Raw genomic sequence first — 12266 nt, forward strand, 5'->3', positions numbered from 1 at the left:
TGCTCCCGGCCCGACGACGGTTGGGGTAACCGGCCGATCACGTGAGACCCGTTCGGCGTAGCCGTCCCAGGAATGGAGAACCCGCCGTTGACTGACGACACGGTACGCCTGGCCCTCATCGGGCAGGTTCTCCGACGGCGCTGGCGGCTGCTCGCCGTCCTCGCCGTGCTGGGCGGTCTCGCCGGCTACGGCGCGTCCATGGTGCTCTCGCCCGGCTACCAGACCACGTCGAGCGTGCTCCTCCAAGGGCCGCGCCAGGCGGACGAGCTGCTCACCCAGGCCGAGGTCGCGGTGAGCTCGGTGGTGCTCGACCGGGCGGCCGCGCAGCTGCCGTGGCACCCGAGCGGCAGCGACCTGAAGAAGCAGGTCAGCACGTCGGCGGCGAACGGCAACGTCATCACGATCACCGCGGCGGCCGACACCGGGGAGCACGCCCAGCTGCTCGCCGACGAGGTCGCCCAGCAGTACGTGAAGTACGCCGGTCAGGTGGCGAGCAACTCCGGGGACGCGGCCGTGCAGCTCGCCGGTGAACAGCGCGCGGCCCTGCGCCAGAAGGTGCAGGACGCCTCGCAGCAGATCGACGAACTGGCCAAGAGCGCGAAGGACGGCGTCACGGTGGAGAGCGTGAACGCCCGCACCCAGCTCGAAGGCCTGCGGTCGTCGCTCGACCAGGCGATCAAGGTGCTCGGCGAGGCCGACGCCACCGCCAGCAGCAACAACGCGGTGGAGATGGGCAACGCGCCCGCCCCGACCGGCCAGGCCTCGCCGACGCCGGTGCAGGTCTCCGTCGGTGGCGCGCTGCTCTTCGTGATCGTCGGTGTCTTCGGTCACCTCGTGGCCTACCGGCGGGACCGCCGGCTGCGCCACCAGGACGAGATCGCCGCGGCGCTCGGCACCGCCGCGCTCGCGGTGGTCGACGTCGAGCTGCAAGGCGCCGACGGCCCGCGGGCCGAGGGCCTGGCCGGCCGGGTCCGGCGGCTGCTCGGGGCCGACCAGCCGTGGCTGCTGCCCCCGATCGCGGTCCCGGACGGCGACACCCAGCGTGAGATCCGGTTCCGCCGGGTGCTCGCCCAGGTGCACGCCGACGCCCGCGGTGTCCTCGTGCTCGTGCCGGAAGACGACCCGGGCGCGCAGACGGCCGCCGAGCGGCTCGCCGAGGTCGCGGACCGCCTGAGCATCCCGGCGCGGGTGTGCCCGGTGTCGCCGGCGCGGCCACTGGTCCCGGACGGCGACGACACCACCATCGTCGTGGCCAGTCCCGGCACCCGCATCGACTGGGAGCTCGTCGACCTCGCCGCCGCGTGCGCCGAGGCCGGGCGGGAAATCGCCGGGGTGGTCGTGACGTGCCCGGTGCGGCCTTCCGGTCGCGCCCCCTCAACGGAGTCCGAAGCTCCCGGCGAAGCACTGGCAGGTCGATCGTGACGAACCCGAACGCCCCGGCGGCGCCGCTGATCGACCTGCAGCGGCTGGTCGTCGCGGTCCGCCGCCGCAAGCGCCTCTGGCTGGCCACCGCGCTGCTCGGCCTGATCGGCGGCGTGCTGGTCACGGTCCTGCTGCCGCCGCCGCCCACCGCGGTGGTGACGGTGATGGTCACGCACGCGCAGGACTCGCCGACCGACAGCGGGTCCCTGATCCGGACCGACATCACGGTGCTGCAGACGACCCAGATGGCGGGCCAAGCGCTGAAGGCCATCGGCGGCACCGAAAAGCCTGAAGACTTCACCAAGGACTACGCGGCTCTCGGCCTGAGCAACAACATCATGCAGATCACGGTCAAGGCGAAGACGAGCGAGGACGCCGTCGCCAAGGCGAAGGCGCTGGCGGACACCTTCATCGCCGACTACGTGAAGCAGGACAAGTCCGTGGCCGACGCGCAGGCCAAGGCCCTGCTCGACCAGCAGAAGACCGCCCAGGACGACCTGGCCGCGGTCAACCAGCAGGTCGTCGAGGAAGAGGGCAAGGGGAACAAGAAGAACGACAGCACCCTCGACGCGCTCTACAGCCGCCGCGCCGCGCTGCAGTCGCAGATCTCGGACTTCTCCTCCCGCGCCCAGCAAGCCGGGGTCGGGAACCCGAACGTGGCCGCGGGCACGCAGGTCGTCGACGCGGCCCGGCCGCTGCCGAGCGGCCGGCTGAAGGCCGGCGCCCTGAACGGCGGCATCGGGCTCGGGCTCGGCCTGGCGCTCGGGCTCGCCTTCGCCGCGGTCGCCGCGATCTCGCGGGACAAGCCCGTGCTGCGCGGCGAGATCTCCGCCGGGCTCGGCGCGTCGGTCATCGCCCAGCTGCAGAGCCGGCTGCCGGGTCCGGCCCGGTTCTGGCGGCGGTCCCGGGCGGTCTCCGAACGCAAGCGCGTCGCGACGACGCTGGTCCGCGCGATCAAGGCGGACCAGCCCGGGGTGTCGGTGCTGGAGCTGGGCGCGCCCAAGGTCGCGGCCGAGCTGGCGCTGGACATCGCGACGGAGCTCGCGGCCGAGGGTAAGGCGAGCGTCGTCGACGACCTGCCCGGCGAGAACGTCCGCAAGCTGGCGGCCGAGACCCACAGCGAAGTCGTCGTGCTGGGCGCCGGTGACCCCGACGCCGAGCCGGAGGAGCGCCGCATCGGCGTCGGCACGGTGTCCCCGGGCACCGCGTGGACCGACCTGGCGCACCTCGGCCCGGAGACCGTGCTGGTCGTCAAGGCCGGGCACGCGAACACGCTGTGGCTGCACACCGTCGCGCGCCAGCTCGCCGAGCAGCAGATCCCGATCGTCGGGGTCGTGCTGGTCGACCCGGACCCGCGCGACAAGTCCGACGGCACGCTCTGGGACGGCCTGCACACGGCGTTGCGTGGCCGCGCGAAGGTGGCGTCCACAGTGCAGCGCGTCCCGGTCGTCGAGCACGAAGACCGCATCGACGAACTGGCCGCCCGCATCGCGGAGCGCGTCGCCGTCGCGGAGCTTCCGACCCGCCGGATCGCGCCGGTCCGGCCGGTGCCGGCGCCGCCACCGGCGGTCGCCAAGCCCAAGCCCAAGCCGCCGGCCGCGCCGCTGCCGGAACCCGGCACCGTGAGCGTCCCGGACCACCTGGACGCGCCGACGAAGAAGTTCGCCCCGGTCAAGCCGAAGCGGCCGACGCCGTTCAAGCGCGACCACGGCGAGCCCACGCACCAAGGCGAACTGGGCGCCGAGCTCGAGCCCGAAAAGAGCGCTGTATCAAGCGGGGCTTCGCCCCGGACCGGGGGCTTCGCCACCCAGACCCCCGAAAAGAGCGCGGAGGTCTCCTGACCACCGCGCCGCAACCGAAGGGGACGCACTCGAGATGTGCGGCATCGCAGGCACCTACCTCTGGCCGGACGGCGGACCGCTGACCGACCGGCTGACGAAGACCCTGGCCCACCGCGGGCCGGACGGCTCCGGCCGGTACGACCACCGCGCCGGCGCCGGTGAGGTCCACTTGGGACACCGGCGGCTCTCGATCATCGACCTGTCCGAGACCGGGGCGCAGCCGATGGCCCTCGACGGCCTCGCGCTGAGCTACAACGGCGAGCTGTACAACGCGCCGGAGCTGCGGGCCGAGCTGGAGAGCGCCGGCGTGCGCTTCCGCGGCACGTCCGACACCGAGGTGCTGCTGCAGGCGTGGCGGCGCTGGGGCACCGACTGCCTGCCGAAGCTGCGCGGGATGTTCGCCTTCGCGCTGTTCGAAGAAGGCACCGGCGAGCTGTTCCTGGTCCGCGACCAGCTGGGCATCAAGCCGCTGTTCTTCGTGCAGCGGGCCGGCGGGGTCGCCTTCGCCTCCGAACTGAAGGCGCTGGCCGGTGAGCTGGGCGGGTCGCTGCAGGTGGACAACGCCGCGCTGATCGCGTCGCTGCTCTACTACTGGGTGCCGGACAGCCGGTGCGCCTACCAGGGCGCGGAGAAGCTGCAGCCGGGCACGTGGCTGCGCTGCCGCCCGGACGGCCAGGTCGACCGCGGCCGGTTCTGGTCGCTGCGCGAGGTCGCCGAGGAGGGCGCGGCCTACGAGGGCGACGTCGACCTGCACGAGGTGATCTCCGAGTCGACCGCCAAGCACCTGCTCTCCGACGTCCCGGTCGCGACGTTCCTTTCCGGTGGCCTCGACTCCAGCTACCTGACGGCGCTGGCCGCGCGGTCGCAGCCGGGGATCTCCGCCTACACCATCGGGTTCCGCGCCGAGGACGCCAAGTTCGAGGCGATGCCGGACGACTTGAAGTACGCCCGGATCGTGGCCCGGCAGTTCGGCGTCGACCTGCACGAGATCGAGATCGCGCCGCAGGTGCTCGACCTGCTGCCGAAGATGACCTACCACCTCGACGAGCCCATCGGCGACCCGGCGGCGATCAACTCGTTCCTGATCTGCTCGGCCGCGCGCGACGCCGGGGTCAAGGTGATGCTGTCCGGGATGGGCGCCGACGAGCTGTTCGCCGGCTACCGCAAGCACCTCGCGAACCTCATCGCGTTGCGCTACCACAAGGTGCCGGGCGCGGTCCGCAGGCCAGTCGAGTCCCTTGTGGACAGACTACCGGTGGCGTCGGCCAAGCGCGGCTACCGCTCGGTGCGCTTCGCCAAGCGGTTCCTGTCCTTCGCGGGCCTGCCCGAGGAAACGGCGTTCCGGCGCAGCTACACCATGTACGACCAGGCGGAGCTGCTCGCGCTGGTGAACCCGGACTTCGCGCCCCAGGTCGGGGAGGTCCTCACCGAGCACGAGGACACCTACCACGACCAGGCGCTCGACGACTTCGTCAACCGGATGTGCCTGGCCGACTCGCGGATGTTCCTGCCCGGCCTGAACCTCACCTACACCGACCGGTCGACGATGGCCGCGTCCACCGAGGTGCGGACGCCGTTCGTCGACGTCGAGGTCGTGCGCGCCGCGTTCCGGATCCCCGGGAACCGGAAGATCGTCGGCCGCGCCGGGAAGATGGCGCTGAAGAAGGCCGCGCTGAACATCCTGCCGAGCGAGATCGTGCACCGGCCCAAGGGCCTGTTCAGCGCGCCGCTGCGGGCCTGGATGAGCCGCGACCTGGCGCCGCTCGTGCGCGAAGTCGTCAACGAAGGGGTGCTCGTTTCCTCGGGCTTCCTGCAACGCGAGGCCCTGCAGCGCATGGTCGACGAAGACGCCGCCGGGCAGCAGGACCGCGGCAAGCACCTCTGGCACGTCTTGACCCTTGAGTACTGGTACCGGAACGCGATGTCTGGAGCGGGAGCGAAGTGAAGCAGGTAGTCCAGAACTACAAGAGCGGGGAACTGGCGCTCCTCGAGGTCCCCGAGCCCGCCTGCAAGGCCGGCGGCGTGCTGGTGCGCACGGTGTACTCGCTGATCTCGACCGGCACCGAGATGATGAAGGTGTCCGAGGCGAGCATGTCCCTGGTGGGCAAGGCGAAGGCCCGCCCGGACCAGGTCGCGAAGGTCATGCAGAGCGTCGCCACCAACGGCCTCTCCGCGACCTACCGCAAGGTGACGTCCAAACTGGACTCCTACACCCCGCTCGGCTACTCGCTCTGCGGCGTGGTCGAGCAGGTCGGCGACGGCATCACCGACGTCGCGGTCGGCGACCTGGTGGCCTGCGCGGGCAACGAGCACGCGCTGCACGCCGAGCTGAACTGGGTGCCGAAGAACCTCTACTCCCGCGTCCCCGACGGTGTCGACCCGCGGCACGCGGCGTTCGGGACCGTCGGCTCGATCGCGATGCAGGGGGTCCGCCGCGGCGAACCCCAGATCGGCGACGTCGCCCTGGTCATCGGGCTCGGCCTGATCGGCCAGCTCGTCGTGCAGCTGCTGGCGTCCTCCGGCGTGCGCGTCGTCGGCGTCGACCCGGACCCGGACCGCTGCAAGCTCGCCGAGAGCCTCGGCGCGCTGACCTGCGCGCACCCGGCGTCCGGCATCGTGGACACCGCCGTCGCCGAGCTGACGCACGGCGCGGGCGTCGACCAGACCTACCTCGCCGCCGGCGGCAACACGAACGAGCCGGTCGAACTGGCCGCGAAGCTCTCGCGTGACCGCGGCCGGGTCATCGACATCGGCAAGTGCAAGCTCGACCTGCCGTGGAACGCCTACTACGAGAAGGAGCTGGACGTCCGGTTCTCGCGCTCGTACGGCCCGGGCCGCTACGACCCGTCCTACGAGCTCGAAGGCCGCGACTACCCGATCGGCCAGGTCCGCTGGACCGAGCGCCGCAACCTCGAGTGCGTGCTCGACCTCGTCGCCCGCGACCGCCTCGACGTCGAGCCGCTGATCACGCACATCTCGGACTTCTCCGACGCCGCCGAGACCTACCAGGCGCTCAACGACGGTCAGCTCAAGGCCGTCGCCGTGCTGTTCCGCTACCCGGACGCAGTGGCGAAGACCGAGCCGGTCGTGACGTCCGCGCGGGTCGGGCTGGTCGAGCACAAGGCCGCGCCGCTGCCGGCCGGGCAGCCGGTCCGCCTCGGGTTCATCGGGGCCGGCAACTACGCGTCGTCGATGCTGCTGCCGCACCTCGCCGAGCGGGCCGACGCCCAGCTCAAGCACGTCGCGACGACGTCGGCGCTCTCCGGCGCCAACGCCCGGCGCAAGTTCGGCTTCGCCGAGGCGTCCACCGACATCGACAACGTGCTCGGCGACGACTCGATCGACGCCGTGTTCGTCGTGACGCGGCACAGCTCGCACGCCGAGCTGACCCGGCAGGCGCTGCTCGCGGGCAAGACGGTGTTCGTCGAGAAGCCGCTCGCCCTGTCACCCGATGAGCTGCAGAAGGTCCTCGACGCGATCGAGGAGTCCGGCAACGACCGCCTGCAGGTGGGCTTCAACCGCCGGTTCGCGCCGCTGCTGCACGAGGCCCGCGGCCAGTTCGGCCCGCGCGTCGGCCCGGCGACCGTCCGGTACCTGGTCAACGCCGGCCGGCTCGACCACGGCAGCTGGTACAACCAGACCGCCACCGAAGGCTCCCGGTTCGCCGGTGAGGGCGGGCACTTCATCGACACCGTGAGCTGGCTGCTCGACGCCGACCCGGTGTCGGTCTACGCGACCGGCGACGTCCAGGTGACGCTCACCTACCCGGACGGCTCGACGGCGGTCATCACCTACGCGGAGACGGGTTCGTCCGGCTTCCCGAAGGAGACGCTCGACCTGACGGCCGACGGCAAGGTCCTGAAGTTCGACGACTTCGTCCGCGCGTCGGTCTACTCGCGCAAGAAGTGGGCCAGCTCGCGGATCCCGAAGGGCCGCGACAAGGGCCAGGCCGCCGAGGTCGACGCCTTCCTCGAGGCCGTCCGGACCGGGGGCCCGATGCCGATCTCGGTCGCTTCGCTGGCCGCGACGACCCTGGCCACGCTCGCCGCGCAGACGAGCGTCGCGAACGCGGCGCCGGTCCGGCTCGACCTGCCGCGGAAGGCTGGTGCCCCGGCATGATGGGTCCCGGCTGGTACCTGCGCCGGCTGTCCCGGATGGGGCCGGCGGAGGTCGTCGGCCGCGCGCGGCACGCCGTCGTCCAGCGGCAGTGGCGGTCTTCGCTGCCGGAACCGCCCGACTGGCCGTCGCACCCGCGGTTCACCGCCGCGCTGCCGGCGGGCGTGCTCGGCCGGGTGTCCGGTGAGGCCGTCAAGCGGCTGCTGGTCACCGCCGACGAGCTGATGGCCGGGCGCGCCGAGTACTTCGGCGTCGTCCGCGAGGACATGGTCGCGCCGGACTGGTTCCTCGACCCGAAGACCGGCCGCCGCGCACCCGGCGACCGGTACGCCTTCGACGTCCCGTACCGGTCGGAGGACACGGTCGGGGACATCAAGCAGATCTGGGAGCCGTCGCGCCACCAGCACCTCACCGTGCTGGCCGCGGCGTACGCGCTGACCGGGTCCGAGGCGTACGCCGAGCGCGCCGCCGAGCACCTGCGGTCCTGGTGGGCGGCGAACCCGCCGCTGCGGGGGCCGCACTGGGTGAGCGGCATCGAGCTGGGCATCCGGCTGCTGTCGTGGGTCTGGACGCGGCGCCTGCTCGACGGCTGGGCGGGCGTCGTCGGCCTGTTCGACGAGAACCCGGACTTCCAGCTCCAGCTGTGGCACCACCAGAACTGGCTCGCGACCCTGCGCAGCCACGGCTCGTCGGCGAACAACCACGTGATCGCCGAGGACGCCGGGCTGCTGGCCGCGGCGTGCGCGTTCGGCTGGTTCCCGGAGTCGCCGCGCTGGCGGACCGACGCCATGCGGTCCCTCGACGTCCAGCTGGGCCGCAACACCTTCCCGTCCGGGCTCAACGCCGAGCTCGCGTCCGAGTACCACGGCCTGGTGCTGGAGCTCGGGCTCGCGGCGGCGGTCGAGGCCGACGTCGCGGGCACCCCGGCGCCGGAGAGCACCTGGGCCGTCCTGCTCCGGATGACCGACGCGCTGGCGTCCATTGTGGACAACCGGTTCCGGCCGCCGCGCCAGGGTGACGCCGACGACGGCTTCGGCCTGGTCGTCGACGGCGAGGAGACCGACCGCTGGGCGTCGCTGCTGGCGACCGGCGAGGCGCTCTTCGGCCGCCGCGACTGGTGGCCGGCGGTCCCGGGGGACGACGTCCGCACGCCGCTGCTGGCGTCGCTGGCGCTGCGGAGCCCGCGAGCCACCGGCGTCCGGCCCGACCGGCGGCCGGCCCAGCTGCGGGACGCGGGCATGACGATCCTGCGGTCCGGCAAGGTCTGGGCCCGCTGCGACGGCGGCCCGCACGGCTTCCTCTCGATCGCCGCGCACGCCCACGCCGACGCGCTTTCGGTCGAGGTCCGCCACGACGGCGTCGACATCCTCGCCGACCCGGGCACCTTCTGCTACCACGGTGAGCCGCAGTGGCGGTCGTACTTCCGGTCCACGCTCGGGCACAACACGCTCGAGCTGGGCGGACGTGACCAGTCGGTGTCCGGCGGGCCGTTCCTGTGGACGCGGCACGCCGTCACGAAGGTGCTGGCGGTCCGGACTCCGGCGGAGGGGCCGGCCGGCTGGTCGGCCGCCCACGACGGGTACGCCCCGGCGGCCCACCGCCGCACGGTGGAGCTCGACCGTGACGCGCTGAAGATCGTCGACGAGGTGCTCGGCGGCGACGGCACGGACTTCCGCCTCGCGTTCCACTTCGGACCGGACGTCCGGGTCGTGCTCGACGGCAGCCGGGCCCGGCTGTCCTGGGAGCACGAGGGCGAGCGGCGCACGGCGTCGGTCACCCTGCCCGCGTCGGCCCGGTGGACTGCGCACCGCGGCGAGACCGAACCCCCGCTCGGCTGGTACTCACCCGGCTTCGGCCGGCGCGAACCCGCCACCACGCTCGTCGGCGCGGGCACCGTGGTGTCCGGCGAGAGCCTGACCACGCTCCTCGGTTTCGACTCATGACGGCCGCGCGACGTACCTTTCACGTGAAAGGTACGCCCCCAGGTCGGACCTTTCACGTGAAAGGTCCGACTTGGGGAGGGCTCTTCGGGGCGCTCCTGCTGACGCTGGGCGCCTGCACCGCCGAGCCCCCGCCCGACACCACCCCGAAGGCCGCCGCGGTCTGCGGCCACCTGCCGGCGGGGCCCGCCACCGCGCCGGCCGGCGCGGTCACCGTCGACCCCGCGGTGCACGGCGACCTGCTCACCAAGACCTCGGCCAACCCGCCCGGGACGACGTTCTGGCTCGCCCCGGGCACCCACACCCTCGGCGACGGCGAATACGACCAGGTGGCGCCCAAGGAGGGTGACCACTACATCGGCGCGCCCGGCGCGATCGTCGACGGCAAGCAGGTGAACCGCTACGCCTTCTCGGGCAAGGCGGCCAAGGTGACGATCGAACACCTGACGGTCACCCGGTTCAAGCCGCCGGACAACGAAGGCGCGGTGAACCACGACTCCGGCGCCGAGTGGACGATCGAGGCCAACAACCTCGTCGACAACGCGGGCGCGGCCGTGATGGGCGGGACCCGCGAGGTGCTGAAGGGCAACTGCCTGCGCAACAACGGCCAGTACGGCCTCAACGGCTGCTGCGACGACCTCGGCGGCCTCGCCGGGCTGGTGATCGAGGGCAACGAGTTCGTCGGCAACAACGCCGAAGACGTCGAGAAGAAGTACCCCGAGGGGTGCGGCTGCAGCGGCGCGATGAAGCTCTGGGCGGTCAACGGCGCCGACATCCGCGGGAACTGGATCCACGACAACCGCGGGCCGGGGATCTGGGCGGACACGAACAACAACGACTTCGTCATCGAGAACAACGTCATCGAGAACAACGACGACACCGCGATCTTCTACGAAACCAGCTACAACGCGGTCATCCGGAACAACCTCATCAAGGGGAACAACCTCGTCGCCGGGCGCAAGTACGTCCAGGAGGACGACAGTTTTCCGGTGGCCGCGATCTACATTTCCGAATCCGGCGGGGAACCGCGCGTCAAGGCACGCACGGCCAAGCTGGAAATTTCGGGCAACACCCTGGTGAACAACTGGTCGGGCATCACGCTCTGGGAGAACGCGGACCGATTCTGCAACAGCCCGGCCAACTCGTCGACGGGCGTGTGCACCTTGCTCGTTCCCGACGTCGCGAAGTGCGCGCCGCCGGGCATCGCGAGCGAGCCGCTGCGAAGCGACTGCCGGTGGCGGACGCAGAACGTCGACATCCACGACAACAGCTTCTCCGTCGACCCGGCGGCGATCGACTGCCAGGAGATGTGCGCCCGGATGGGCCTGCTGTCGAACTACGGCACGGTGCCCGAGTGGTCGCCGTACAAGGCCGAAGCCGTCGAGCAGGCGATCTCGTTCAACCAGAACAACCACTGGCACGACAACCGCTACTCCGGTCCGTGGACGTTCGTGACCGAGGAAGCCAGCAAGCTCAGCGACCCCGGCCGCTGGCAGGGCGTGCCCTACCAGCAGGACCAGGGCAGCTCGTTCAACGCGGGAGGCGGGAGCTGATGACCCGAGCTGTGCCATCCGGGGCTGCGCCCCGAGCCGGGGGCTTCGCCACCCGGGCCCCCGAAAAGCGGGCTGTGCCATCCGGGGCTTCGCCCCGAGCCGGGGGCTTCGCCACCCGGACCCCCGAAAAGCGAGTCGAGCCCGCCCAGGACGTCCCGCGCACCGCACAGGCGACCAAGGTCATCTGCGTGGTGTGGGCCCTGCTGGTCTTCAACACGCTGGGCTCGCTCGGCGCGTCCCTGCTGCCGATCCCGCGCTCGGTGCTGCAGATGCTCACCATGTCGTCGGTCGGCTTCGCGTTCGTGCTCGCGCTGGCGGTCAACCCGCGGTTCAAGTTCCGGCCGAGCGCCTACCTGCTGCTGCTCAGCCTGATGCTCGTCGGCAGCTTCGCCAGCAGCGCGCAGCTGACCTCCGGCTGGGGCGGGCTGTTCCGGTGCGCCCGGTTCACCCTCTTCATCGGCACGTTCTGGCTGATCAGCCCGTGGATGGACAACGCGCTGCACTACGTCAAGCACCACGTGCGGGTGCTCACCGCGTTGCTGGTCTCGGTCGGGATCGGCCTGGTCGTCGCGCCCGGGCTGGCGCTGTCCGAGCTGAACGAGGGACGGCTCACCGGCGTCGTGTGGCCGCTGACCGCGACCCAGGTCGGGCAGTACGCGGCGATCACGATCGGGCTGAGCGTGCTGCTCTGGCTGAACAAGCTGACCACCGGGCGGAGCGTCGCGCTCATCTCGGCCCCGGCCGCGGTGATGCTCGTGCTGACCCACACGCGGACCGCGACCGCCGGCCTGGTGGTCGGCCTGACGGTGGCCGGCCTGTCGATGCTGCTCACCAACGCCCGCGCCCGGAAGGTGCTGGCCTGGTCGATCGCGGTGGGCGCGGCCGGGGTCGTGCTGCTCGGCGCGTTCATCCAGGCCTGGCTGCTGCGCGGGCAGGACCAGGAGAACTTCGCCAACCTCACCGGCCGCGCGAAGGTGTGGGGCCGGCTGCTGGACATGCCGCGGACGTGGTTCGAGCAGGTTTTCGGCACGGGATTGTCCAACAAGTCGTTCGACGGCTTGCCGATCGACAACAGCTGGCTCGCCGTTTACCACGAACAGGGCTACATGGGCGTGGTCATCGTCGCCCTTTTCCTGCTGACGCTCGTCGTTTCCGCCATTTCCCGCGCGCCGTCACCGGCCCGGGCGTGCGCGCTGTTCCTCATCAGTTACTGCCTGCTCGCTTCCTACACCGAAGCCGGGCTCGGGGACGCGTCGCCGTATCTGCTGCACCTGGCGCTCGCTTCCTGGCTGCTCGTGACGCCGTTGCCGGACCGCGAAGCCGTGTTCTCACCCGCGTCCGGCCACCTGAGCCGGGCGACGTAACGATGCCCCCGGCCCGGACGACCTCATTGA

7 protein-coding genes are annotated in these 12266 nt (G+C 71.7%); all 7 read left to right on the forward strand.

The annotated features are described in order from the left end of the window. Positions 1–87: 87 nt before the first annotated feature. Positions 88–1422, forward strand: coding sequence for a YveK family protein (locus ACZ61C_RS19260; protein WP_465308503.1), 1335 nt, complete (start codon positions 88–90; stop codon positions 1420–1422). Then, positions 1419–3263, forward strand: coding sequence for a Wzz/FepE/Etk N-terminal domain-containing protein (locus ACZ61C_RS19265; RefSeq protein ID WP_465308505.1), 1845 nt, complete (start codon positions 1419–1421; stop codon positions 3261–3263). The genes ACZ61C_RS19260 and ACZ61C_RS19265 overlap by 4 nt, the downstream gene beginning before the upstream one ends. A 34-nt stretch (positions 3264–3297) precedes the next feature. Continuing rightward, positions 3298–5208, forward strand: a complete 1911-nt coding sequence (gene asnB, locus ACZ61C_RS19270; protein WP_465308507.1) for an asparagine synthase (glutamine-hydrolyzing) — start codon at positions 3298–3300, stop codon at positions 5206–5208. Beyond that, complete coding sequence (locus ACZ61C_RS19275) at positions 5205–7382, forward strand: bi-domain-containing oxidoreductase (protein ID WP_465308509.1); 2178 nt, start codon at positions 5205–5207, stop codon at positions 7380–7382. Before asnB ends, ACZ61C_RS19275 begins: the two co-directional genes overlap by 4 nt. Then, positions 7379–9322 carry a heparinase II/III family protein gene (locus ACZ61C_RS19280; RefSeq protein ID WP_465308511.1) on the forward strand — a complete coding sequence of 648 codons (1944 nt, stop codon included), beginning with the start codon at positions 7379–7381 and terminating at the stop codon, positions 9320–9322. Before ACZ61C_RS19275 ends, ACZ61C_RS19280 begins: the two co-directional genes overlap by 4 nt. A 56-nt stretch (positions 9323–9378) precedes the next feature. Then, the gene (locus ACZ61C_RS19285) at positions 9379–10872 is read left to right on the forward strand and encodes a right-handed parallel beta-helix repeat-containing protein (protein WP_465308513.1); all 1494 of its coding nucleotides are present in this window, start codon (positions 9379–9381) and stop codon (positions 10870–10872) included. A gap of 188 nt (positions 10873–11060) precedes the next feature. Then, a complete protein-coding gene (locus ACZ61C_RS19290) occupies positions 11061–12236 on the forward strand; it encodes an O-antigen ligase domain-containing protein (protein ID WP_465308515.1) in 1176 nt (391 codons plus the stop codon). Positions 12237–12266 lie beyond the last annotated feature (30 nt).

It is taken from the genome of Amycolatopsis sp. NPDC104587, from assembly GCF_055583645.1.